Source organism: Thiocapsa bogorovii, from assembly GCF_021228795.1.
GTDB classification, from domain to species: domain Bacteria; phylum Pseudomonadota; class Gammaproteobacteria; order Chromatiales; family Chromatiaceae; genus Thiocapsa; species Thiocapsa bogorovii.
Map to the genome: position 1 here is coordinate 3421783 of NZ_CP089309.1, position 23833 is coordinate 3445615.

Sequence of the window (23833 nt, forward strand, 5' to 3'; positions counted from 1 at the left end):
AAACCTCGTTATGTACTGCTTTCGATCGGGTGTGGTCTGCGTTGATCCCGCTCGGCGCGGCGACAGATCTCACGCGTGAGTCCTTTGAAGACAAAGCGGTGAATGGGTTCCAGTGAATACCAGTAGAGCAGTCCCCAAACCCCGGCCGGGTGCCAGTAGGCCGTCGCCGTAAGGCGTGTGCCACCGTCGGCCAGCGGGGTCAGGTCGAATTCCATCACCCCGGCCCCGGGGGCGCGCATCCCGAAGGCCAGGCTGAGGCGTTTCTCCGGCTCGGCGCCGAGCACCTTCCAATGATCGATGCGGTCGCCCGTGCGCACCTCCTGCGGATGGCGCCGACCGCGCTTGAGTCCGGGGCCGCCGACGGCCCAGTCCATCCATTCCCGGATGGACCAGAGCGTATCCAGATAGTAGTAACGGTTGTCTCCGCCGATCGCGGACACCAATCGCCAGACCGCGGCCGGATCCGCGCGGGTCTCGGACGTGCCCGAGGCGCGTTTGGCATAGTAGGCGTAATCGATACGTTGATTGCGCACGGCAAAGGCACCCTCGGTCCAACGCGTGATGGGCTCGCCGCTGCGCTCCAGCGCAAACGCGGCATCGACGGCCTCCCGAAATCCCAGAAGACGTTGGGGGACCAGCCGGCGCGCCTCGGCATCGTCGGCGTAGAAATCGTGCCGCAGACCCTCGATGAGGGCACGCGCCACATTGGTCGGCACCGATGTGATGAAGCGCAGCCAGTGGGCCGAAAGCCCCGGGGTCAGCACGGGGACCGGGATGATCCAGGGGCGGCGTTTGCCCGCCGCGTCGGCCAGGATGAACATCATCTCCGTGTAGGTCAGGGTCTCGGGGCCAGCGGTATCCAGGCTCAACGAGGCGGCTTCGTCCACCCAGGGCAGCCGGACAAGATAGACCAGCAGATTCTCCAGCGCGATGGGCGGTGATTTGGCGCGCACCCAGCGCGGTGTGACCATGACCGGGAGATGATAAACCAGGTCGCGCATCACCTCGAACGCTGCCGAGCCCGGGCCCACGATGATCCCGGCGCGGATCTCGGTCACGGGGACCGATCCGCGGCGCAGGACCTCGCCCGTGTCGCGTCGCGAGACGATGTGCTCGCTCACGGCATCGTCCGGGACCAGGCCGCCGAGATAGACGATGCGTCGCACGCCGGCCTCTGCTGCGGCATCAGCGAAGTTGGCGGCCGCTTCCAGGTCGAGACGCCCGAAATCGCGCCCCGCCGCCATGGAATGCACCAGGTAATAGGCGACCTCGACGTCCTGCAGCGCGGCGGGCAGTGTCTCGGGCGCAAGTGCGTCCGCCGGAACGATCTCCACGGCGGGCCAGCCGCGCGCTTCCAGCGCCTCCCGGCTGCGCGAGCTCGCCCGCACGCGCCGTCCTTCGGCGAGCAGGCGCGGAACCAAATGCCCGCCGATGTAGCCGCTCGCGCCGAAGACGAGACACAGCCCTCCCGTTCCCTCCGGGGCGGGCTCGGTTTGCGCATGCGTCCGGGCCTTGCTTGTGCTCACTGCCGTCGCTTCTACCATCAGAACCCTTCTCCGGCGGTCATCGCCGCCGGCATCGGAGGTTTTTTCCGTCGTCAGTCAGCCGCACTTCACATGAACGGGCGAATCACCCCCGGCCTCGAACCGAGGGCCTCGTATCGTTGCCTATCCTCCGCTAGTCTGCGCGGCTCCGCGTTGATGCGGCGCAACAAATGTCAATTCAGCATGACGGGCCAAGTGTCAAGTGAAGTTTACGGCTATTTTGTGTGTTTGTCTGGTCCTAGTGGGTTGTTTTGGACTGGTCACACGGGAGGACTCACACACGTCGTCGTTGGACAAGGAAGTCGCCGAGGCGTTGCCCGGCGCCTCTCTTTCATCGAACGGCGATGGTGCCGATCGGCACGTCGAAACCGGCGTGGTTGACTCGGCGACCGGTTGTGCATTGCATTATCGCTTGTATCGACCGGCAATAGCGCGGACCGAGGATTTGGTCATCCTCGGGCATGGTTTCCTCCGCAGCCAAGAGCGCATGGTCGATCTGGCGCAAGCCCTCGCCGACGAGGGGATCCCGACCGCGACCCTGGACTTCTGCAACGCGCGATTCTGGGACGGACGGCATATCCGCAACGGACTGGATATGATCCGCGTGGCCGATGCGCTGGATGCGAAACAGGTGGTCTATGCCGGATTCTCGGCAGGCGGGTTGGCCGCCCTCGTCGCGGGTCGCAACGATCCGCGCACGCTTGGCGTCGTTGCCCTCGACCTGGTCGACGCCGGTCGTCTCGGCGAGGGGATGGCCGCGGGTCTGGATCGCCCGCTGATCGGTCTCGTCGGGGATCCGTCGCCCTGCAATGCCCAGAACAACGGTCTCGCGGTGTTCTCCGCCACCGATCGGGCCGCCGTGGAGCGCGTGACGGGCGCGGAGCACTGCGACTTCGAGTCTCCCACCGACTGGCTCTGCAGGCTGGTCTGCGCACGGGATGCGTCCGAGGAGACATCGCCGCGCCGGGACATCATTACGGCAGCCACCGACGCGGTTGCCTCGCTGATCGAGCCACCGTCGGAGGCGCAACACGCGGGTCGATGGGCCGGCGGATGACGTCTCGGTCGTCTCTCAGCGTCCGAGTCCGGCCGAGAGACCAGAATCGAAACGCCCGACCAGGATCAAGCCCGCCAAACCGCCGTAGAAGCAAAGCGAGCCGAGAGGAATGCTCGCGAGCGTCCAGAGCCAGGCGAGCGCCGCCGCCGAGACACAGATCGCCGCAGAATAGCCGATCGCAACCGGCCGCGCGATCGGATGACCGAACCGCCAAGACACAAGTGCGGCCGCCGCCAAGGCGATGATCCCCTTGATCCCGACCATCGCGTGTAGGAGTCGGACCAGATCCGGATCCATCGCACCCGCGGCCGAGAACGGCGCCGTGACTACGGCTGTCACCGCGGCGGTGGCGGCGATCGCGAAGACGAGCGCAATCCTCCGGTTGAGCGGGCGCTCGGGGATCTCCTTCCGGGTCCGGATAACGGCTCGATCAAGGACGGATGTCAACGATGCATACATGCTCATACGATCACCCCGGCGGTTGTCCACAACAGGTCGAATAGCACTCGCAGGCTAGATGCCGACAGCTCAGACTTCAACCCCGCCCGATGCGATTGAGTCCGCCTTCAGATACCAGACGACCGACCAGGCCGGCAGACGGTTCGCGTACAAGTCCGCGCCGGCCTCGGGCGGCTCGAGATGCAGAAGGGTGGCGTCGATGTGCGGCGAGGGCTCGGGGAGTCTAAGCTCGGCGTCACTCAGATTGGCGCCGAGTACGAGCCGGGTGCCGTCGACCAGCTCCCAGCACACCGAGACTCCTTGGTCGCCGAGCCGGGCGAATTCGGCCGCACCTCCACGAATGCGTTCGATGCGCGGGACGATCTCGCGTCGCCGCAGCTCGAGCAGCTTGCGATGGAAGGCGAGCCATTCTCGGTGTCGGGGCTCGCTCGCGCTGTTCCAGTCGAGCTTGCAGCGGGTGAAGGTCTCCGGATCGTTGGGGTCCGGAATGGATCGGCGCACCGCCCGTTCGGCGAAGGCGGCGAACCTTGCGAATTCCTGACGGCGCCCTTCGCTGACGGATCGGGCGAGCTCTTCGCCGAAATCGCAGAAAAACAGGAAGGGGGTCTGTGCCATCCATTCCTCGCCCATGAAGAGCAACGGCGGGGAGGGGGCCAGCAGCAGGATCGCCAGCATGGCCTTGAGTGTTTCGGGGCTCGCCAGCGTATGGAGACGTTCGCCGAAGGCGCGATTACCGACCTGATCGTGCGTTTGCAGCCAGTTGACGAAGGCGTCCGGCGGCAGATCGGCACTCCGCTCGCCGCGCGGCTTGCCGTGACGAAACCGCGAAGGCTCACCTTGAAAAGCGAAGCCCTCGGCGAGGCAGCGTGCCAGATCATAGAGCGGCCGATCGGCATAGTCGGCGTAATAGCCGTCGCGTTCGCCGGTCGCGATCAGGTGCGCGACATGATGAAAGTCGTCGTTCCACTGCGCGGTGTAACGGCGCGGTGCGCCCCTGTCGTCTCGGGCGAGGTAGCCCGCCGCGTTGCTGTCGTTCTCGAGGATCAGATGGATGCACCTGTCACGTCCGGGACCGGCGCGCACGGTCTCGGCGAGATCGGTGAGAACGTCGGGGTGCGAGTCGTCGAGGATCGCGTGGACGGCGTCCAGTCGCAGACCGTCGAACTCGTATTCGTTCAGCCAATAGAGCGCGTTGTGTATGAAGAAGGCACGCACCTCGCGGCTCTCGGGGCCGTCGAAATTGATTGCGGCACCCCAGGGTGTATGGTGGTGCTCGGTGAAGAACTGGGGCGCATAAAGATGAAGATAGTTGCCCTCGGGTCCGAAGTGGTTGTAGACGACATCGAGGAACACCATCAGCCCCCGTCGATGCGCCTCCAGCACCAGACGCTTGAGGTCGTCGGGGCGACCGTAGCTCGCGTCGGGGGCGAAGAGCAGGGCGCCGTCGTAGCCCCAATTGCGCTGGCCGGGGAAATCCGCGACGGGCATCAGTTGGATCGCGGTGATGCCGAGTGCGACCAGATGGTCCAGCCGCTCGATCGCGGCGTCGAAGCTGCCCTCGCGGGTAAAGGTGCCGATGTGTAGCTCGTAGCAGACCGCCTCGTGCCAAGGCCGTCCCTGCCATGCGTGCGTGCCCCAGTCGAAGGCCGCCGGATCGATGACCTCGCTCGGTCCGTGCACGTCCTGTGGTTGAAAACGCGAGGCGGGATCCGGAACCTCGATGCCGCCATCGATACGGTAGCTGTAGAGGGTCCCCTGGCGCGCCTCGGCGGTCCGGCATTCGAACCAGCCGGCGCCGGTGGCCGGCATCTCCAGACAGCGCTCGCCCACGGGATGTTTCAGACAGAGCTCGATCCGCCGTGCGGCGGGCGCCCACAGCCGAAACCGCACGGATCCGTCGCGCTCGACCGCGGCCCCGAAGGGCATCGTCTGTTGCCGTGCTGTCATCCGACCCCCTTGATCCCGATTGCGATTCGAAAGCGCCGTTGGTCGATGTCTTCGACCTCCGAGATCCACCCCCCTAATCCTGTCGCAGCAGCATTTGTCGAGACCGGGTGCCCCATCCGAGGAGAGATGACCCTTGGGGTCTGTCTCGACGGCGGAGTGATTTCAGGATCCTGCGTGCCGAACATCGACTGCTTTCTCGGCCTCGTCAATGCCTATAATACTCAGAGACACCCCGCGGGTCAGGGCAGCGAGGTTCGGCGGAAGTGACCCCCGGCCGCCGAAACGAACGAACGGTTGCCCTCGTCGAGCACGTCATGTTGCCACTGGCGTTCCATAGAGGTGCGTCACGCGTTGCAACACCGACCCGTATGGGCGGCGGTTCCCGTCCAAGACCTCTTGGAGCTACTGTGAGCAACGAGCCGATCCGAAGCCGCTGCCCGGATGATTCGGGTCCTGTTACATGACCCGATCGGGGCGCAAATTGATTGCGGGAGTGGTCCTCGTCCTGCTTCTCGCCGCCGCCATGGCGAGCTGGATGCGCGTCGGCGGCGGGGATCCGAGGGCTCTTCCGGGGTTTCTGCCGGGTGCGCTGCGCGGCTGGCTGGGTGATTCCCCGCTGCCCGAGGGCTTTGCGATGGGCAACGGTCGGATCGAGGCGACCGAGGTGGATGTCGCGACCAAGCTCGCCGGCCGCTTGTCGGAGGTGCGGGTTCAGGAAGGCGACCGCGTCGAGCAGGGGCAGGTCGTCGCGGTGCTCGATACCGAAGCCTTGCAGGCCCATAAACGACAGGCGCGGGCGGAGCTGCGGCAGGCCGAGCAGGAGCGTCAGCATGCACTCGCCGTGGTGGAGCAGCGCGAGAGCGAGCTGGACTTTGCCCGCCGCGATCTCGACCGGCTGCAGCGGCTCTCGCGCACCGATCAATTCGTCTCCGAAGAGCAGGTCGATCAGGCACGCACCGGCGTGCGCAGCGCCGAGGTGGCGCTGCGGGCGTCCCTTGTCCAGGTGGTCGCGGCCGAGGCGGCGATCGAGGCGGCACAGGCGAGCATCGAGCGCGTCGAGGTCGACATCGCCGACAGTGCCCTCGAGGCCCCGCGCGGCGGACGTGTGCTTTACCGTCTGGCGGAGCCGGGCGAGGTGCTGGGTGTGGGCGGTAAGGTCCTGACGCTGCTCGATCTCGGCGACGTCTACATGGTCATCTTCCTGCCCACACCGGCGGCAGGACGGGTCCCTTTGGGTGCGCCGGCGCGGATCGTACTGGATGCCGCGCCCGAGTATGTGGTCCCTGCGGAGGTCTCCTTCGTCGCTCCGCGCGCCCAGTTCACACCCAAACAAGTGGAGACGCAGAGCGTGCGCGAGTCACTCTCTTTCCGCGTCAAGGTGCGCATCGCTCCCGAGCTGCTCGCGCGTTACGAGTCGCTGGTGAAGACCGGGCTCCCGGGCGTCGCCTACGTGCAGTTGCGGCCCGATTTGCCCTGGCCCGAGCATCTGGAACCGAGACTACCGCCCCCGAGGTCATCGCTATGGCCGAGCACGCCGCCGGCCCCGTCGTCCGACTGAGCGGTTTGAGCCACGCCTATCCGGGTGTCGATGCCGTCCGGGGGGTGGCGCTCGAGCTGCCTGCCGGTCGGCTGATCGGTTTGATCGGGCCGGACGGGGTCGGCAAATCGACCCTGCTCGGGATCATCGCCGGGGTGCGCCAGATCCAGTCCGGCCGTGTCGAGGTGCTCGGGCACGACCTGCGGCAGCGTCGCGCGCGCGACGCCGTGATCGAGCGCATCGCCTATATGCCCCAGGGGCTCGGTCGCAATCTCTACCCCAGCCTCTCGGTACGAGAGAACCTGGATTTCTTCGGTCGTCTGTTCGGACAGGACAAGGCGACCCGGGCGGAGCGTATCGCCGAGTTGACGGCGGCCACCGGTCTTGCTACCTTCACCGAGCGTCCGGCAATGAACCTCTCCGGCGGGATGAAGCAGAAGCTCGGGCTCTGCTGCGCGCTCATCCATGCCCCCGAGCTCTTGATTCTCGACGAGCCCACCACCGGGGTGGATCCGCTCTCTCGTCGCCGCTTTTGGGAGCTGATGGAGCGGTTGCGGCGAGGTCGCCCGGACTTGAGCATCCTGGTGTCCACGGCCTATATGGAGGAGGCCGCGCGCTTCGATACCCTGATCGCGATGGACGCCGGCCGGGTGCTGGCCAGCGGCACCGTGCGTGAGCTGTGTGCACGCACGGGCGAACGCGATATGGAGTCGGTCTTCGTCGCGCTGCTGCCCGAGGAGCGCCGCGGCGGTCATCGGCGTTTGGTGGTGCCGCCTCGCAACCCCGAGGGCGAAGGGCCGCCCGCCATCCGTGCGGAAGGTCTGACCCGGCGCTTCGGCGACTTCACGGCCGTCGACCGGGTCAGTCTCTCGATCCACAAGGGCGAGATCTTCGGCTTTCTCGGCTCCAACGGCAGCGGCAAGACCACGACCATGCGGATGTTGACCGGCCTCCTGCCGGTCAGCGAGGGCGAGGCGTGGGTCTTCGACCGGCCGGTGGATGTCGAGAATGCGGCGCTGCGCCGACGTCTGGGTTTCATGTCCCAGTCCTTTTCGCTCTACGGCGAGCTCAGCGTGCGGCAGAATCTCGATCTGCACGCGCGGCTGTATCGACTGCCCGCGCAGCAGATCCCCGCACGCATCGCAGAGCTCACCGAGCGCTTCGATCTCGCGCGCGTGATCGATGCACGCGCCGAGGCGCTGCCGCTCGGGGTTCGCCAGAGTCTATCGCTCGCAGTAGCGGTGATCCACGCCCCCGAGCTCCTGATCCTCGACGAGCCGACCTCGGGGGTCGATCCGATCGCCCGAGATCGCTTTTGGGAGCAGCTCCTCATGCTCTCGCGCGAGCAGGGGGTGACCATCTTCATCTCCACGCACTTCATGAACGAGGCCGAGCGTTGCGACCGCATCTCGCTGATGCACGGCGGCCGTGTCCTCGACGAGGGAACCCCCGCCGCCATCAAGGCCCGGCAGGGCGCGCAGACGCTGGAGGACGCCTTCATCGCCTACATGGAGCAGGGTGCCGCGGGCGCGGGCGAGGAGACCGTGGCCGAGCGGGAGACCGGGCAGGATCCCGTGCTCCCGCGGCGGATGCGCAAACCGCCTCGGTCCACGGGCTTTTCACTTCGCCGGCTCTGGGCCTATGCCCGGCGCGAAGGCACGGAGATTCGGCGCGACCCGATTCGACTCGCCTTTGCCCTGCTCGGGCCGGTGATCATGATGATCGCCATGGGCTACGGGATCTCGTTCGACGTCGACGAGATCGCCTACGCCGTGCTCGACCACGACCGTACCCCGGCGAGCCGCGACTACCTGGAGCACTTCGCCGGCTCGACCTGGTTCTCCGAACAGGCGCCGCTGGCCGATGCAGAGCAGATGTGGCGGCGCCTCGAGAGCGGTCGACTGGCCGTAGCGATCGAGATCCCTCCGGGATTCGGCCGTGCCTCGACCCGTGGCTCGGGCCCCGAGGTCGGCGTCATGATCGACGGGGCCGTCCCCTTTCGCAGCGATGCCATCCGCGGCTATGTCGAGGGCGTGCACCGCGGCTATCTGGAGGCTCGCGGCGCCGATCCGTCCGCGGGCCCGAGCGCATCTCCGGTGAGCGTCGAGACGCGTTTTCGCTACAACCAGGACTTCAAGAGCGTCTACGCCATGGTGCCGGGGATCCTGATGCTGCTGCTCATCATGATCCCGGCGACCATGACCGCGGTGGGGGTGGTTCGAGAAAAAGAGCTCGGCTCCATCACCAACCTCTACGCCACACCGACCAAGGGCGGGGAATTTCTGCTCGGCAAGCAGCTCCCCTACGTGGGTCTCGCGCTCCTGAGCTATTTGATGCTCCTGCTGATGGCGCTCTTTCTGTTTCGGGTGCCGCTGACCGGGAGCCTGGTCGGGCTCACGCTCGGGGCGGTGCTTTTCGTTTTCGCGAGCACCGGCCTTGGACTGCTCATGTCCACCTTCATGCGCACCCAGATCGCGGCCGTATTCGGAACGGCCATCGTCAGCTCCATGCCGACCATCCTCTTCTCCGGCATGTTGGTGCCCGTCTCTGCGCTGACCGGACCTGCGCGGATCATGGGCTATGGCTTTCCGAGTGCATGGTTCAATCACGTGAGTGTGGGGAGCTTCACCAAAGGGCTGACCCCGGGCGACCTCTGGTTGGACTATCTGGTGCTTGCGGCCTTCGGGCTCGCCTTCTTCCTGCTCGGGCTTGCCCTGCTTCGCACCCGGGAGCGCTGAGATGCGGCTCGCAAACGTCTATCGTCTGGGGCTCAAGGAGCTGATCAGCCTACGCTACGATCCGGTCTTGGTCTTCCTGATCATCTATTCCTTCACCTTTGCCATTATCGCCCCGTCCCGCGGGGTGAAGCTCCAGCTCGAGCATGCCTCGGTGGCGGTGGTGGACGAGGACCGCTCGCAGCTCTCGATGCGCCTGTCGCAGACCCTGCTCCCGCCCTATTTCCAGGCACCCGAGCAGATCGGATTCGAGGAGATCGACGCGGCCATGGACGCGGGTCGTTACACCTTTGTGATCGACATCCCGCCGCGCCTCCAGGCCGATGCCTCGGAGGGGCTTCGTCCTGCCGTGCAGGTCATCGTGGATGCGACGGCCATGGCGATGGCCGGTGCGGGGGCGCGCTATCTGGAGCGGGTGCTGGCCGAGGAGCCGCTACTCTATTTCCGAGGCGATCGCGCGGAATCCTCATTGGTCGAAGCGCCGGCCGTGGCTTCGGTGATCCGGCTCGCCTTCAATCCGAACGGCGAGTCGGCCTGGTTCATGTCCGTGATGCAGATCGTCAACATGGTGACACTGCTCGGGATCGTGCTCACCGGGGCGGCGCTGATCCGGGAGCGCGAGCACGGCACCATCGAGCATTTGCTGGTGATGCCGCTCGGCGCGGCCGAGATCATGCTCGCCAAGGTCTGGGCCAACGGCCTGGTCATTCTTATCGCCGGTAGCTTTGCGATGGTCGTGGTCGTGCAGGGGCTACTCGGGGTGCCCAATGCGGGCTCGCTCGGGCTCTTCGTGCTCGGCCTCGGGGTCTACCTCTTCTCGATCACGGCGCTCGGCATCCTACTTGCCACCCTTGCTCGGACCATGCCGCAGTTCGGGTTGCTCTCCATCCCGGTGTTCCTGGTGATGTACATGCTCTCGGGCGCCAACACCCCGCTGGATGCTATGCCCGAGCTGCTGCAGCGGGTGATGCTCGTCTCGCCGACGACCCACTTCGTCGCCTTCATCCAGTCCGTGGTCTTTCGAGGCGCCGGATTCGATCTGGTTTGGACACACCTGGCCGCGACTCTGGGGCTCGGGGCCATCGCCTTTGCCGTCGCCCTGGCCCGCTTTCGGCAGACGGTGAGCCTCAGCCGGTTGTGATTCGGCATGCCGCCGGGGATCGTTCCCTCCGATGTAGGGTCCGCTGCGCGGACCGACGACATCACGCCGCAGCGCCCTCGCGCTCCACATAGTCTTCGTAGTTCCCGCGGAAGTCGACCACGCCTCGGGGTGTCAGCTCGATGATCCGGGTCGCGAGAGAAGAGATCAGCTCGCGATCGTGACTGACGAAGATCAGGGTGCCCGGGTAATCTTCCAGCGCCGTGTTCAGCGACTCGATGGACTCCATGTCCAGATGGTTGGTCGGCTCGTCCATCAGCAGGATATTGGGTTTCTGAAGCATCAGCTTGCCGAAGAGCATGCGACCCTGCTCGCCGCCGGAGATGACGTTCACGGGCTTCTTGATCTCGTCCTGCGAAAACAGCAGCCGGCCCAGGGTGCCACGGATGACCTGTTCGTCGTCGCCGGGCTGTTTCCACTGGTCCATCCAGTCGTACAGGGTGGTCTTGTCGGCGAAATCGGCCGCGTGGTCCTGGGCGAAGTAGCCCAGGGTGCTGTTCTCCGACCATTTGATCTCGCCGCCGTCGGGCGTGAGGTCGCCGGCGAGGCTGCGCAGCAGGGTGGTCTTTCCGATGCCGTTCGGGCCGATGATGGCCACGCGCTCGCCGACCTCCACTGTCAGGTCCAGACCGCTGAAGAGCGGCGTGCCGTCGTAGCCCTTGACCAGCGAATCCACCTCGAGCGCCAGGCGATAGAGCTTCTTGTCCTGGCCGAAACGGATGAATGGATTGACCCGGCTCGAGGGCTTGATGTCCTCGAGCTTGATTTTTTCGAGCTGGCGCTGGCGGGATGTGGCCTGCTTCGCCTTGGAGGCGTTGGCCGAGAAACGGCTGACGAAGGTCTGCAGCTCGGCAATCTGCGCTTTCTTCTTGGCGTTGTCCGAATAGAGCCGCGTGCGCGCCTGACTGGCAGCGGTCATGTACTCGTCGTAGTTGCCCGGGTAGACGCGCAGCTCGCCGTAGTCCAGGTCGGCCATGTGGGTGCAGACGCTGTTCAGAAAGTGGCGGTCGTGCGAGATGATGATCATGGTGCTGTTGCGAGCGTTTAGGACCTCTTCGAGCCAGCGAATACTGTTGATGTCCAGGTTGTTGGTGGGCTCGTCGAGCAGCAGTATGTCCGGATCGGCAAACAATGCCTGGGCGAGCAGCACACGCAGCTTCCAGCCCGGCGCCACGGCGCTCATGGGTCCGTCGTGCTGTTCGAGCGGGATATCCAGGCCGAGCAGCAGCTCGCCTGCACGCGCCTCGGCGGTGTAGCCGTCCAGCTCGGCGAAATGCACCTCCAGGTGCGCGACCTCCATGCCGTCTTCCTCGCTCATCTCCGGCAGCGCATAGATGCGATCGCGCTCCTTCTTGACCTGCCACAACTCCTCGTGGCCCATGATGACCGTGTCCAGCACCCCGTGTTTCTCGAAGGCGAACTGGTCCTGGCGCAGCTTGCCGAGGCGTTTTCCGGGCTCGACGGAGACGTTGCCCGCACTCGGCTCCAACTCCCCTCCGAGGATCTTCATCAGGGTAGACTTTCCACAGCCGTTGGCGCCGATGAGGCCGTAGCGATTGCCTCCGCCGAATTTCACGGAGACGTTTTCGAACAACGGCTTGCCGCCGAACTGCATGGTGATGTTGGCTGTGGAGATCAAAACAGGGTTCCGCAAGAGACGAAAAAGGGCAGGGGTGGGCCGCCGACAGTCGACGGACCGATAACGCAAAAAGCCCCGCAGGTGGCGGGGCTTTTTCAGCTCAGGTGACTGGCACCTGAAGGCTGTTCTTACTTCGGTACGACGTTGGTCGCGCTCGGGCCCTTCTGGCCTTGCTCGACGTCGTAAGAGACGCTTTGTCCCTCGGCCAGCGACTTGAAGCCACTGCCTTGGACGGCGCTGTGATGGACGAAGACGTCCTTGGAGCCGTCGGAAGGAGCGATGAAGCCGAAGCCCTTCTCGTCACTGAACCACTTAACTGTGCCTGTAGCCATTTACGGTATTTCTCTGTATTGAACGAAACGTGTGTACACATGCAGGCGACTGTCGGGAGATTACGGAAGGATCTGCCACGTCACGCGGAGAGGAGGAACTACCGAAATACTACAAGGAAGCACTGCACGAGCCGTATCATGCCCAATACCGAATCGTTCTTCAAGGTTTTTTTCTACGTTTTTCTGTAGGCACGGGTCGATGCGAGAATATCGGCATCGGCTCCACGACAACCCAAGAGGTCATCCGGATGAGAATCCTTCACACCATGCTGCGTACCGGCAATCTGCAGCGCTCCATCGATTTCTACACCGAGATCCTCGGGATGAAGCTCCTGCGTCAAAAGGACTATCCCGGTGGCGAGTTTACGCTTGCCTTTCTCGGCTACGGCGACGAATCGGAGCAGACCGTGATCGAGCTGACCTACAACTGGGGCGTCGAGCACTATGACCTGGGCAGCGGCTACGGCCATATCGCGATCGAGGTCGACGACGTCTACGCGGCGACGGATCGGATCAAGGCGAAGGGCGGCAAGATCATCCGCGATGCCGGGCCCATGAACGCCGGCAGCACCATCATCGCCTTTGTCGAGGACCCGGACGGCTACCCGATCGAGCTGATCGGCGCGCGATAGGCGGTTTGGGCTCGCCCAGACAGCGCGGCCACGACGCGGAACGGAACCTTAGGTTTGGGCAAGCGCAGCGCAGTCCACCGGCGCCCGCGCAGGTCTCGGTGGACTTCGCTTTCGCTCGTCCACCGTACCGCCATGTGTGATCAACACGGCCGCGGGTTTCGGGTGCGAGCGGTTCATCTTGATCCGTTGCGCCGACCCGCGTGGTCGCTCAGTCGTTGACAAGCCCTGCTCGGATCGCGTCGATCTCGTCCGGGGTGTACTCGTGCGCCTCGGTGAGGTGCCCCCAAACGGGCTTGGGCCAGCAGGGGTCGGTCGGGCTTCGGCCGATGACATGGACATGCAGTTGCGGCACGAGATTGCCGATCCAGGCCACGTTGACCTTGTGGTATCCCAGCACCGCTGTCAGATAGTCCGAGACGTGCGTGCAGTCCGCGAGGACCGCATCGCGCTGCGCGATCGTTAGGTCCAACAGATTGCCCAAGTCGGTCTCCGGCACCAGGATCAGCCAGGGCACGGCCGCGTTGCGATGCAGGAGCAGGTGGCTCGCCGACAAGCGGCCCAACCGATGACAATCGGCAAGGAGTCGGGGATGCAGGGTAAAGCCGGTCATGACCATCGGCCTCCGATCCAGTGGCGGCAAACGAACATCGTTTTTCCAAAAGGAGTTACGGGACATCATGCAGATCAACGATCCGAGCGCCTACCGTCGTTGCGAGGAGACCGATCTCATCGGCGAATTAATGGATCTGCGCGACCGTCGTGTTCTGGAACTGGGGTGCGGCGCCGCCTACACGACCCGAATGCTGGCGACCCGGTTCGGCGCGGCCCGGATCACGGCGACCGAGGTCGATCGTATCCAGCACGCCCGCAACCTCGCGATCCCGGATCTGCCGCAAGTGTCCTTTCGCTACGGCGGTGCCGAGTCGATCGCGGATCCGGATGCCAGCTACGAAATCGTCGTCATGCTCAAGTCGCTCCACCATGTCCCGATCGCGGCCATGGATCAAGCGCTGCGCGAGATCCATCGCGTGCTGCTCCCGAGCGGTCTGCTTTATGTCTCCGAGCCCGTCTACTGGGGCGATTTCAACGCCATCATGCGCCTGATCGACGACGAGCGTTTGGTCCGCGAGGCCGCCTTCGAGGCCCTCCGGAACGCCGTCGCTGCAGGACTGTTCGAGCTGGTGGCAGAGGTCTTCTTCGAATCCGAAGGCACCTACCCCGACTGGGAAAGCTTCGCCGCACGGTTCATCGACGTGACCCACAGCGAGCGAAACCTCGACGCGGAACGCTTGGCGGAAATCCGCGCGGCTTTCGAGCGCCATCAGACACCCCACGGCGTGCGCTTGTGGAAGCCGCATCGGGTCGACCTGTTGCGGCGGGTCGACTGAACTGACCCGGAGCCGACCATGATCCGATCGTGCGATCCGGACCGCATCGACCGAGCGGGAGCGCCATGAGCAAGGCCCTCGTGGTCCCGCGACGCATCGCCTTTTGGCATCGTAAGGGCGGAACGGGCAAGACCAGCCTCGCCATCGGCTGCGCAGTCCGTCTGGCCGGCGGATCCGCGCCCGACACTTACGCCGAAGGGCGCTTGCCCGCCCGTGGTGCGCGGGTGTTGCTCCTGGATACCGATCCCCAAGGTACGGCAGCGGCCTGGGGCGAGCGCTTCGCCGACCGCTTCGGAATCGCCGCGCGGGCGGACAGCGGGTTAGCGCTCTGGCGCGACTGGGCCGAGCGCGCCAACTGCTTCGATGCCGTCCTGGTCGATTGCCCGCCGACCGTCAGCACCGAGGTGATGGAGATCCTGGCGGGTGTCGATCGGCTCCTCGTCCCCACCCGCCCGGCTTGGCCCGATGTGTGGGCGCTGGAGTCCGTTGCCGACCTCGTCGCGGATCTTCATCGGCAAGGGGCGCGACTCGCGGCCAGCGTCGTCTTCAACCAAGTCGGCGGCGAGGCGCTCGCACCCTTCGCGGCCGCGATCGCCGACCTGGGTCTCGATCTTTTTCCCGATGCCATCCCGCGCGAGGACGCCTGGCCGGCGCTCTTCGGCGGCGGGGAGCCGCCGGACAGCCTTGCGCCGCTTGTCGGGCAGTTGGTTCGATCAAGCGGGAATCCGAACGACCTGAACCGATCGGCTCGGTCGTGTCGGGAGGATCGATAACACCCGCACAGCCGAGGGCGCGTTGATCGTTCTGACCTTGTACGCCAACAGGCCCCGGCGCTCATGTTCGCTTCAGCGCTCGCCCTCGCCAGGGCCATAAGCCCGTTCGTAACGTCTTGACCGCTCTTCTTTCCTCCACTACCTTGACTTTAATGAAATGGATTTAGGCGTGCAGGTCTGCTTGGATTTCCTACCCGTGAATTATTCCATCCGCCGGAGCACATCCTGTTCGCTGACAGCCGCAGTGGGCCTCCTGAGTTTCTCGTTGGGGGTCTCGGGGGCGGATTTCTGTGTTGGCAACAGCCGTGACCTGCAAAATGCCCTAGTTGCGGCAACGACTAACGGTGAACGGGACCGGATTGCGCTGGTCAGAAGCACTTACGCGGGCAACTTTCGCTACGAAAGCGCGGAAGGTCAGGCGCTTGAGTTGCTCGGCGGCTATGATCCAGGGTGCAGGAGCCGTACTGTGGACCCCACCAACACCAAGTTGATCGGAGCCGGAAACGGTGAGGTATTCACCTTCACCGGCGGCCCCGGTGCGGGGTTCACCCTCGAAGGTGTCACCGTGAGCGGCGGCAATCCCACCTCCGAGTATTTAGGCGCAGGCCTGAACGTCTTCACGAGCAGTGAGCCACTTGTCGAAGTGCTCCTCAATCAAAACCGTTTCGCGGACAATAGTGGAACAGGCGCCTATATCGATGCCGATGGAGTGATCGTTTCGAATAGCAGTTTCGAGGACAATGCCGGAGGAGGAGTCTCCGTTTCGGGTGGCATCGTAGGGGTAAACATCGCCAACAACAGCTTTAGCCGCAACCAAGGTACTGGGATCGGTATCTATGCGTCTTACGGATACGCCATCCTGACCGGCAATCGTTTTTCGGACAACGGCGGCGGAGCTTCCGTCTCCGGGTTTGGCTGCGGCGCCACCTTTTCCGACAACAGCTTCATGGGTAACGGAACCACCGAATCCTCGGGACACGCCATCTCCGTGGATTGTTATCGAGGCTCCGCCGTACTGAACAGGAACCGGCTCGTCGGCAACCAGGGTGGCGGGGCGTACGTGGATGCCGGCGGCGGAGGCACAGCCACCCTGATCGGCAACCGTTTTTTTAACAACGCGGCAGCGGAGTACGGCGGCGGCGCCTATGTGACGACCTGGGCCGGCAGGTCCACGATCACCAACAATCGCTTCGTCGGCAATGTCGCCACCATGGGTGGCGGCGCGATTTACGTCGAATCCGCCTTTTTCACCACACTGACCAACAACCGTTTTGTCGACAACGAGACTGCGGGCTTCGGCGGCGGGGCCTATTTTTCCGCCTACACCGACGAGAACATCCTGACCAACAACAGCTTCACCGGGAACCTCGCAGGTGACGGCGGGGGGCTCGGCCTTTACGTCCAGTCCAACAACACCGTTCTCTCCAACAACCTCTTTTGGAACAACGCGGCCACGGGAAATGGTGACGATCTCTGGATCGACAACGACCCCGACGGGGATTTGCTGCCGTCCCAGCCGGTGCTCATGCACAACGCGTTCGACCAAGCCATTCCGGCCGGTTTCTACGTGACTGATCCGATTCGCCTCGATCCCAGCAACCTGGATGCCGTGGATCCAGTGTTCGGGGACGAGGACCAGCATCTGTCGGCCCGTTCGCCGATGATCAATGCCGGCGATCGGAGCGCACCGGCCCTGCCCATGGCCGATATAGACGGCGATCCGCGCATCGCCGGCAGGACTGTCGACATCGGCGCTGACGAGTACGTCGCCTTGACGGTGGATTTCGGTGCCGACGGTCTGTGGCATTACGACGAGACCTGGAGACAACTGACAAACTGGGATCCCGGAGCCGCCGGCGTTACCGGCTGGACCAATGGTCTGGCCGCCGATTTCGATGACGCCGGCCTGTGGGGCTGTGAGGGCATGCTCACGAGCCGGGATCCCGGAGACGTCATCGAAGGCTGGTCCGGGGGGCTCGCCGTGGACTTCGACAGTGACGGACTTTGGAGTTACAACGGCGCCCGCTGGACTCGACTCACCACTTGGGACGCCGAGGAAATGGCTTGGTGGTCCGATGGATTGGCGGTCGATTTCGGCGCCGATGGTCTGTGGATTTATGTTGGATCGGATTGGTCGCGCCTCACCACCTGGGACGCCGGCGACGGAGGCATGAGCGCATGGTCCGGTGGCCTCGCCGTTGACTTCGACGCAGAGGGCCTGTGGAGCTATGACGGAACGAAGTGGAGCAGGCTCAAAGCGTGGGATGTCGGGTCAGGCGGCATGAGCGCATGGTCCGGTGGCCTGGCCGTGGACTTCGATGCAGATGGCCTCTGGAGCCATGATGGCGCCCGCTGGACCCGGCTCACCACCTTCGATGCCCGCGATGCGCTGAACGGTTGGCAGGGTAGCCTGGCAGTCGATTTCGACGCGGCCGGTCTTTGGAGCTATGACGGCTTGGTCTGGAGGTGGCTCAGCGCCCGGGACGCCGATGCGATGAGCGATGCGGATCTGAATCAAGTTTTAACCCCGCACGGCAGACCGGGCGCCACGTGCACGTCATCGCAACGGGTAGAGCTGCCCTGAAAACGTCTGATGGCGGTTTGCCGACGAGTTGGGTCACGCCTGTGGACGAAAAAACGTTGGTCGGAAGTGGAAACCAGGGAGTCAAACCCACGCCTAGCCGGGATTACGCGCCTTCGCATTGCTCTTCATGGCGTGCAGTGGACGATCCTGTCGATAGACTTGGATTTCGGTCTGGATCTCATCCGGGGCCGTCTCTGACACGGGGTCTTGGGTCGGTGTTTGCCGAGCCTCTCGGACACGGCGTGGCATACGATCGAGAAATCATTTCCACCGATCGGAGTCCCCGCAGACTTGAATCGGGTGAATTGGGCTGCGTAGTGGTGGCGGAAGCTGCGGTCTGTCGGGTAGGAGACCGGGCCTTGCCGGGCGAGGGTCTCCATGCGCCGCAGGACCTCGGATTTCCGAGGACTGCGCTCGGTTCGGTTGTCTGAAACGCGCATGGCGAAATCGTTCCGCGGGGTGGATTCGGAAGGGTGCCGTAGTGATTTCCTCGGTTTTTTGGGCGGAGGGTGCCGCAGCCTCCTGCATCGACACCCTCGCGGGCCTTACGCCCCGCTTATCCCTCCGACGAAGACTCCGCCGCCGTCGGCGCGAGCGGTCGCCCGAAGGTCTGCTCGTACAGCTCGGCATAGGGCGCGAGCGTCTCGTAGACGTGGTAGGGCACGACGCGCGACTCGAACTTGGGGAACTTGCTGCGCACATAGTTGAGGTTGCGCAGCAGCTTCATCTCGATGACGGCGCGGGCGAATTCCAGTCCCTTGGGTCCGCGGGTGCGCTGGAGCATGGCGACCAGTTTGCGGATCGGCATCGGCGGGCGTTTCTGTCCAGGCGGGTGACTCAGGCGCTCCATGTAACGGGGCATCCCGCGGTTGCGATCGCCGGACTCGGTCAGCTCGCCGATCTCCAGCTCCGGGCGGAGCATCTCGAAGAGCTCCTCGCCGGTGGGCGTGCGCACCATGACCCACTGCCAGCCGAACGGGGCGCCCATGTAGCCGATGGTGATGTCGCTGAGCGTGTTGGCGTAGTCGAAGCAGGAGAGGCAGGACGAGGGGAAGATGCCGTGCAGCTTGTCCATCGGAAAATCGATGTAGTTCAGTCGCTCGACGTGCCCGTCTTCGTGGCGCATCCAGAGGCTGAAGTCCTGCATGAACTCGTGATGCACGACGGTCTCGGGTGATTTGGAGACCTGGGTCAGGAAATATTCAAGATCCGGATAGCTGACGTTGTCGCTGCATGGGATGCCGATGACGTAGAGGCGCTCCAGGCCCAGCTCGGCCTCGGCGGCGCGCAGCTGATGGACTTGGCAACCGGTGCCCACGACGGCGAGCCGCTTGATCCCCTGATCGCGCACCGCGTCGATGAGGCCGAGTGCCGGCGAGAGGCAAGGCTTGTTCCCGGCGGTCGCCAGGACCTCCTGCGGGGTGCGCGCCAGGATGGGCTGTGCCTTGAAGCGCGTCCCGGGCGCGGCGGCGGTGGTGATGACGGCATCGACCTTGTCTTGCTCGAGCAGGCGCGCGCCCAGTGCCGTGACCATCCCGGTCCATTGGGCATGGGGGTTGGGGCGTGCCATCCGCGCGGCATACATGGCACGATAGATCCCGAAGCGGCCTTCTTCGCCGGCCTGACGGCTGCGCCCGTGCAGACGCTGCTCGATTCCGCGGGTCTGGTTGCGCACGAAGGTGCAGGTCTGCGACATTAGGAGCTTGAGGCTGCTGTCGCAGAAGCCGCAGTCGCTACACAGACGCGGACGCCCCTTGAGCCGCTCGTCGCTGCTGAGCAACGAGATCTGGTCGAGTCCCTTCGAAGGACCCTCTTCCATCGGCGCAATTTCGGTGCTCGTCATTCGCTTGCCCCCGAGCGGTCGCGCCGGGGCGCATGCGCGGCGACGAGCGCCCCGCGCGTTGTCGGACTCGTCATAGAAGGAACGGACATGCTTCGAATTCTCCTCAGGGTGCTGGCTGGTCTTGTTGTACTTGTCGTCTTGGCGGTTGTTGCAGGCCCTTTCCTGATCTCAGGGAAGCCGAGCGACGGGGTCGCCTCCGGCGCCGAGGCGGCGGAGCCCGAAAGTCGTTTCGTGGTGATTCCGTTCGCGGGGACCGCGGGTCTTGCGATCCATTACCTCGAGCCGCCGTCCTCGGCGTCGTCCGACCCGACGGCCTTCCTCCTGCTGCACGGCTTTACCTTCAACGCCTGGACCTGGCAGCCGGTGCTCGACGTCTTCGCCGCTCGGGGCCGGGCTGTCGCCTACGATCAGCTTCCCTACGGCCTCAGTGCCAAGCCGACGCGCACGGATTGGGAGGGGCCGAATCCCTACTCGAAGGAGGCCGCAATCACGCAGCTCTTTTCGGTGATGGATGCGCTCGGGCTCGAGCGCGCGGTCCTGGTCGGCAATTCCTCGGGCGGGACGCTCGCTCTGGAGGCGGCGTTGGCGCACCCCGAGCGGGTGTCGGCCTTAATCCTCGTCGCGCCTTGGGTCTACGCCACGCGTCCGACCTTGCCCGAGTGGCTCGCCAGTCTGCCGCAAATGCGTCGCCTGAGTCTATTGATCGCGCGCAAGTTGGGCGAGAATGGCTCACTGCTGGATCTGTCCTATGCGGATGCGTCCGGGATCACGGAGGAGCGGCGCGCGCGGTTCGGGGTTCACACCCGCGTTGCGGGTTGGGATCTCGCCTGGGGCGAGCTGCTGGCCTTGTCGCTTTCTGCGCCGGTCACGGTAAGCGCTCATCTGGAAGAGGTAACCATTCCCGTTCTGTTGATCAGCGGTGAGAACGATCGGCTGGTGCCGATCGAGGACAGTCGGCGGGTTGCGGAGGCGCTGCCGGACGCGACCTTCGCGGTCATCGAGGGTTGCGGTCATGTCCCCCAGGAAGAATGCCCGGATGCATTTGAAACGGTCGTGAGCGCGTGGCTGGATGCCAGAGGCTTGTGACGACCGTTCCGATGCGGGCGCGCTCGCGGCGACGCGAAAAGCGCGTCAAACTCGCTCGATTCGGGCCAAATCGACTTCGCCTTGACCGAGTCCGCTTGACCTGACTGAAGTCGGGGCGCTAGGGTCGCGCCCCGTATCCCTTCGGTCCACAACACACTGCACTTCAATCTCACTGCAACCAGGTTCGCCGCGTATGCCCATCCCCTTTCCGTTTTCCGCTGTCGTCGCCCAGGAGGAGATGAAGCGCTCCCTGTTGATTGCGGCCATCGATCCTTCGATCGGCGGCGTCCTCGTCTTCGGTGACCGCGGGACGGGTAAGTCCACGGCGATTCGTGGTCTCGCGGCGCTTCTGCCGAAGATGCGTGCGGTCGACTGCGTCTATAACTGCGACCCGGAGGCGGGCGAGGACGCGCTTTGCGCCGAGTGCCGAACCAAGCGCGCCAAAGGTCCGCTGAAGAGCCGGATGGTGCCGGTTCCGGTGGTCGATCTGCCGCTCGGTGCGACCGAAGACCGCGTGATCGGTGCGCTGGATCTCGAGCGTGCCTTGACCAAGGGCGAGAAGGCCTTCGAGCCCGGACTCCTGGCGCGCGCCCATCGCGGCTTCCTCTACATCGACGAGGTCAACCTGCTCGAGGACCATCTCGTCGACTCGCTCCTCGACGTGGCCGCCTCCGGCGAGAATCTGGTCGAGCGCGAAGGTCTAAGTATCCGTCATCCCGCCCGCTTCGTGCTGGTCGGCTCGGGTAACCCGGAGGAGGGCGAGCTGCGCCCGCAGCTCCAGGACCGCTTCGGTCTCTCGGTCGAGGTCAGGACCCCGCAGGATCTGCCGACCCGCATGAAGGTCGTGCGGCTGCGCGACGAGTTCGAGCGCGACCCGCCGGCCTTCGTGCAGAGGTGGAAGCGCCAGGACGGCAAGGTCCGCAGCCAGATCCAGAAGGCGCGTGATTTTCTCCCGACCGTTGATGTCCCGGATGCGACCCTGGAACAAGCGGGGCGGCTCTGCATCAAGCTCGGCACCGACGGTCTGCGCGGCGAGCTGACCCTGATCCGCGCCGCCCGCGCCTTTGCGGCACTCAAAGGTGATGCCGAGGTGAAGGATGCGCATTTGGTTCAGGTCGCGGCCTCTGCGCTGCGGCACCGCCTGCGCCGTGATCCGCTCGACGAGTCCGGCTCGACCAGCCGGGTCGAGCGTGCGGTCGGGGAGTTGTTCGGGGAATGAGCAATCCTGCGGGGATGCCTCAGTCGGAGCCCGAGCGTCCGCGCGGCGAGTCCGGGGTTTCGCGCTGGGAGGATGCTGTGCTCGCGGCGGCCCTCATGTCCGTGGACCCGGTGGGAACCGGCGGTGTCGCGCTGCGCTCGCTCGCCGGCCCGGTGCGCGATCAGTGGCTGACGATCATGCGCGACCTGCAACCGCCCGGCACCCCGATGCGGCGCATCCCGCTGCATGTCTCCGACGGGCGTCTGCTCGGCGGTCTGGATCTGGCCGCGACCCTGAGCGCCGGCCGACCGGTGGCCGAACGCGGTCTGCTGGTCGAGGCCGACGGCGGGATCGTCGAGCTGGCGATGGCAGAGCGGATTGCCGCCGGCACCGCGGCACGCCTCACCATGGCATTCGATTCGGGCGAGGTGGTGCTCGAGCGCGATGGTCTGGCGATGCGCTCGCCGGCGCGATTCGCCGTGGTCGCCCTGGACGAGGGTGTCGGCGACGACGAGGGTCTGCTCAACGCGCTGCTTGACCGTCTGGCCTTCCACCAGGATCTAACCCATATTCGTGTCCACGAGGCGGTCGCCTGTGACTACGACGCGGACGAGATCCTTGCCGCTCGCGCTCTGCTCCCCGGAATTCAGGTCAGCGAGGACCAGATCGAGGCACTCTGCAGCACCGCCTTGGCCTTGGGCATCCCCTCGCTACGTGCATCCATCTTTGCCGCCCGAGCCGCCTGCGCCGCCGCCGCGCTCGAGGGCCGTACCGAGGTCACCGAGGAGGACCTGGCCGTCGCCGGTCGATTGGTGCTCGCGCCGCGCGCGACCATGCTGCCGCCGTCGGAACAGCCACCGGACGAGCCGCCTCCGCCCGAGCCGGAAGAGCCGGATCAGGAGCAGGACAAGGGCGAGGACCAACAAGAGCCGAAGGAGCTCGAGGATCAGGTGCTCGAAGCCGCCAAGGCGGCGATTCCGGCGGACCTGCTCGCGCAGCTGCAGCTCGGCAAGCTGCGCCGCTCGCGTGCCCGTGCAACCGGCAAGGCCGGTGCCGTACAGAATGCGCCCCTGCGCGGGCGCCCGGCCGGTGTCCTGCGCGGCGAGCCGCGAGCCGGTCTGCGTCTCAACGTCGTCGAGACCTTGCGTGCCGCGGCACCTTGGCAGCGGCTGCGTCGCGAAGAGGTCGCAAGGTTCGGCGGGCAATCCAACCGCATCGAGATCCGTCAGGACGACTTCCGCATCACCCGCTTCAAGCATCGCTCCGAGACCACGACCATCTTCGTCGTCGATGCCTCGGGCTCCTCGGCACTGCATCGTTTGGCGGAAGCCAAGGGCGCGGTCGAGCTGCTCCTGGCGGACTGCTATGTGCGTCGCGACCGGGTCGCGCTGGTCGCCTTTCGCGGTCAGTTCGCCGAGGTGTTGCTTCCGCCGACACGCTCGTTGGTCCGGGCCAAGCGCTCGCTGGCCAGCCTGCCGGGCGGCGGAGGTACGCCGCTCGCGTCCGGGATCGACCTGGGCATGATGTTGGCGGATTCGGTCAAACGCCGCGGCGGTACGCCGATCCTCATCATCATGACCGACGGGCGGGCCAACGTGGCGCGCGACGGGACCGGCGGGCGGGCGCGGGCCAACGAGGATGCGCTCTCCGCGGCACGCTTGGTGCGCTCGGTCGAGATCACCTCGTTGGTGATCGACACCTCCCCGCGTCCGCAGCAGCAGGGGCGCGATCTGGCCGTCGAGATGGGTGCGCGCTATCTGCCCTTGCCGCATGCCGACGCGACCTCGCTGTCCCATGCCGTGCGCGCAGCAGGATGAGCTCGGGGGCGCGCTGATGACTCTCGAAGGCGCCCAGCCCAGGATCGTCGAGTTGTACTCGACTCTTCGGCAGCGAGACAGGAGCACCGCGTCGCTTACCACT

18 protein-coding genes are annotated in these 23833 nt (G+C 65.2%); 11 read left to right on the plus strand and 7 right to left on the minus strand.

All coding sequences use genetic code 11. The annotated features are described in order from the left end of the window. Positions 1-8: 8 nt before the first annotated feature. Complete coding sequence (locus tag LT988_RS15390) at positions 9-1544, minus strand: SDR family oxidoreductase (RefSeq protein WP_232406425.1); 1536 nt, start codon at positions 1542-1544, stop codon at positions 9-11. Positions 1545-1833: 289 nt separating this feature from the next. Here LT988_RS15390 and LT988_RS15395 point away from each other — a divergent pair, with 289 nt between their 5' ends. Next, the gene (locus LT988_RS15395; RefSeq protein WP_232406426.1) at positions 1834-2601 is read left to right on the plus strand and encodes an alpha/beta hydrolase family protein; all 768 of its coding nucleotides are present in this window, start codon (positions 1834-1836) and stop codon (positions 2599-2601) included. Between the two features lie 15 nt (positions 2602-2616). On the opposite strand, the gene LT988_RS15400 is transcribed toward LT988_RS15395, so the two are convergent. Continuing rightward, complete coding sequence (locus LT988_RS15400; RefSeq protein ID WP_232406427.1) at positions 2617-3066, minus strand: hypothetical protein; 450 nt, start codon at positions 3064-3066, stop codon at positions 2617-2619. A 63-nt stretch (positions 3067-3129) separates the two neighbouring features. After that, positions 3130-5007 (minus strand): malto-oligosyltrehalose trehalohydrolase, encoded by a 1878-nt coding sequence (gene treZ / locus LT988_RS15405; protein ID WP_232406428.1) that lies wholly within the window; start codon positions 5005-5007, stop codon positions 3130-3132. Positions 5008-5467: 460 nt separating this feature from the next. Here treZ and LT988_RS15410 point away from each other — a divergent pair, with 460 nt between their 5' ends. Genes LT988_RS15410 through LT988_RS15420 form a run of 3 tightly spaced genes read left to right on the plus strand, consistent with a single transcriptional unit; the run spans position 5468 to position 10420 of the window. Next, positions 5468-6565 carry an HlyD family secretion protein gene (locus LT988_RS15410; RefSeq protein WP_232406429.1) on the plus strand — a complete coding sequence of 366 codons (1098 nt, stop codon included), beginning with the start codon at positions 5468-5470 and terminating at the stop codon, positions 6563-6565. Further along, complete coding sequence (gene rbbA / locus LT988_RS15415; protein WP_232406430.1) at positions 6529-9282, plus strand: ribosome-associated ATPase/putative transporter RbbA; 2754 nt, start codon at positions 6529-6531, stop codon at positions 9280-9282. The genes LT988_RS15410 and rbbA overlap by 37 nt, the downstream gene beginning before the upstream one ends. Before the next feature lies 1 nt (position 9283). Next, entirely contained in the window at positions 9284-10420 is a 1137-nt protein-coding gene (locus LT988_RS15420) for an ABC transporter permease (RefSeq protein ID WP_232406431.1), read from the plus strand. A 61-nt stretch (positions 10421-10481) separates the two neighbouring features. Here the strand turns inward: LT988_RS15420 and LT988_RS15425 are convergent, their stop codons facing one another. Continuing rightward, positions 10482-12077: an ABC-F family ATPase gene (locus LT988_RS15425; RefSeq protein ID WP_232406432.1), complete on the minus strand. Its 1596-nt coding sequence runs from the start codon at positions 12075-12077 to the stop codon at positions 10482-10484. A 128-nt stretch (positions 12078-12205) separates the two neighbouring features. Next, complete coding sequence (locus LT988_RS15430) at positions 12206-12409, minus strand: cold-shock protein (RefSeq protein WP_007191453.1); 204 nt, start codon at positions 12407-12409, stop codon at positions 12206-12208. A 248-nt stretch (positions 12410-12657) separates the two neighbouring features. Here LT988_RS15430 and gloA point away from each other — a divergent pair, with 248 nt between their 5' ends. Next, positions 12658-13041 (plus strand): lactoylglutathione lyase, encoded by a 384-nt coding sequence (gene gloA, locus LT988_RS15435; protein WP_232406433.1) that lies wholly within the window; start codon positions 12658-12660, stop codon positions 13039-13041. A 208-nt stretch (positions 13042-13249) separates the two neighbouring features. Here gloA and LT988_RS15440 read toward each other — a convergent pair whose 3' ends face one another. After that, a complete protein-coding gene (locus LT988_RS15440) occupies positions 13250-13651 on the minus strand; it encodes an HIT family protein (protein WP_232406434.1) in 402 nt (133 codons plus the stop codon). 67 nt (positions 13652-13718) lie between these two features. Between LT988_RS15440 and LT988_RS15445 the strand changes: the two genes are divergently transcribed. From LT988_RS15445 to LT988_RS15455, 3 genes are all read left to right on the plus strand, one after another. Continuing rightward, positions 13719-14429, plus strand: a complete 711-nt coding sequence (locus tag LT988_RS15445; protein WP_232406435.1) for a class I SAM-dependent methyltransferase — start codon at positions 13719-13721, stop codon at positions 14427-14429. A 65-nt stretch (positions 14430-14494) separates the two neighbouring features. Next, a complete protein-coding gene (locus tag LT988_RS15450; RefSeq protein ID WP_232406436.1) occupies positions 14495-15202 on the plus strand; it encodes a ParA family protein in 708 nt (235 codons plus the stop codon). Positions 15203-15398: 196 nt separating this feature from the next. Continuing rightward, positions 15399-17786, plus strand: coding sequence for a right-handed parallel beta-helix repeat-containing protein (locus LT988_RS15455; protein WP_232406437.1), 2388 nt, complete (start codon positions 15399-15401; stop codon positions 17784-17786). A gap of 556 nt (positions 17787-18342) precedes the next feature. Here LT988_RS15455 and LT988_RS15460 read toward each other — a convergent pair. After that, positions 18343-19629, minus strand: coding sequence for a Coenzyme F420 hydrogenase/dehydrogenase, beta subunit C-terminal domain (locus LT988_RS15460; protein ID WP_232406438.1), 1287 nt, complete (start codon positions 19627-19629; stop codon positions 18343-18345). An 87-nt stretch (positions 19630-19716) separates the two neighbouring features. Here LT988_RS15460 and LT988_RS15465 point away from each other — a divergent pair, with 87 nt between their 5' ends. The 3 genes from LT988_RS15465 (at position 19717) to LT988_RS15475 (ending at position 23730) form a co-directional block, all read left to right on the plus strand. Continuing rightward, positions 19717-20715, plus strand: a complete 999-nt coding sequence (locus LT988_RS15465) for an alpha/beta fold hydrolase (protein WP_232406439.1) — start codon at positions 19717-19719, stop codon at positions 20713-20715. 193 nt (positions 20716-20908) lie between these two features. Beyond that, positions 20909-21934 (plus strand): magnesium chelatase ATPase subunit I, encoded by a 1026-nt coding sequence (gene bchI, locus LT988_RS15470; RefSeq protein ID WP_232406440.1) that lies wholly within the window; start codon positions 20909-20911, stop codon positions 21932-21934. Then, the gene (locus tag LT988_RS15475) at positions 21931-23730 is read left to right on the plus strand and encodes a magnesium chelatase subunit D (RefSeq protein WP_232406441.1); all 1800 of its coding nucleotides are present in this window, start codon (positions 21931-21933) and stop codon (positions 23728-23730) included. Before bchI ends, LT988_RS15475 begins: the two co-directional genes overlap by 4 nt. Positions 23731-23833 lie beyond the last annotated feature (103 nt).

Bases quoted from the DNA above. Each gene is read 5' to 3' on its own strand.
- LT988_RS15390 (WP_232406425.1), bottom strand. From the start codon at position 1,544: ATGGTAGAAGCGACGGCAGTGAGCACAAGCAAGGCCCGGACGCATGCG.
- LT988_RS15400 (WP_232406427.1), bottom strand. From the start codon at position 3,066: ATGAGCATGTATGCATCGTTGACATCCGTCCTTGATCGAGCCGTTATC.
- treZ (WP_232406428.1), bottom strand. From the start codon at position 5,007: ATGACAGCACGGCAACAGACGATGCCCTTCGGGGCCGCGGTCGAGCGC.
- LT988_RS15410 (WP_232406429.1), top strand. From the start codon at position 5,468: ATGACCCGATCGGGGCGCAAATTGATTGCGGGAGTGGTCCTCGTCCTG.
- rbbA (WP_232406430.1), top strand. From the start codon at position 6,529: ATGGCCGAGCACGCCGCCGGCCCCGTCGTCCGACTGAGCGGTTTGAGC.
- LT988_RS15420 (WP_232406431.1), top strand. From the start codon at position 9,284: ATGCGGCTCGCAAACGTCTATCGTCTGGGGCTCAAGGAGCTGATCAGC.
- LT988_RS15430 (WP_007191453.1), bottom strand. From the start codon at position 12,409: ATGGCTACAGGCACAGTTAAGTGGTTCAGTGACGAGAAGGGCTTCGGC.
- gloA (WP_232406433.1), top strand. From the start codon at position 12,658: ATGAGAATCCTTCACACCATGCTGCGTACCGGCAATCTGCAGCGCTCC.
- LT988_RS15440 (WP_232406434.1), bottom strand. From the start codon at position 13,651: ATGACCGGCTTTACCCTGCATCCCCGACTCCTTGCCGATTGTCATCGG.
- LT988_RS15445 (WP_232406435.1), top strand. From the start codon at position 13,719: ATGCAGATCAACGATCCGAGCGCCTACCGTCGTTGCGAGGAGACCGAT.
- LT988_RS15450 (WP_232406436.1), top strand. From the start codon at position 14,495: ATGAGCAAGGCCCTCGTGGTCCCGCGACGCATCGCCTTTTGGCATCGT.
- LT988_RS15460 (WP_232406438.1), bottom strand. From the start codon at position 19,629: ATGACGAGCACCGAAATTGCGCCGATGGAAGAGGGTCCTTCGAAGGGA.
- LT988_RS15465 (WP_232406439.1), top strand. From the start codon at position 19,717: ATGCTTCGAATTCTCCTCAGGGTGCTGGCTGGTCTTGTTGTACTTGTC.
- bchI (WP_232406440.1), top strand. From the start codon at position 20,909: ATGCCCATCCCCTTTCCGTTTTCCGCTGTCGTCGCCCAGGAGGAGATG.
- LT988_RS15475 (WP_232406441.1), top strand. From the start codon at position 21,931: ATGAGCAATCCTGCGGGGATGCCTCAGTCGGAGCCCGAGCGTCCGCGC.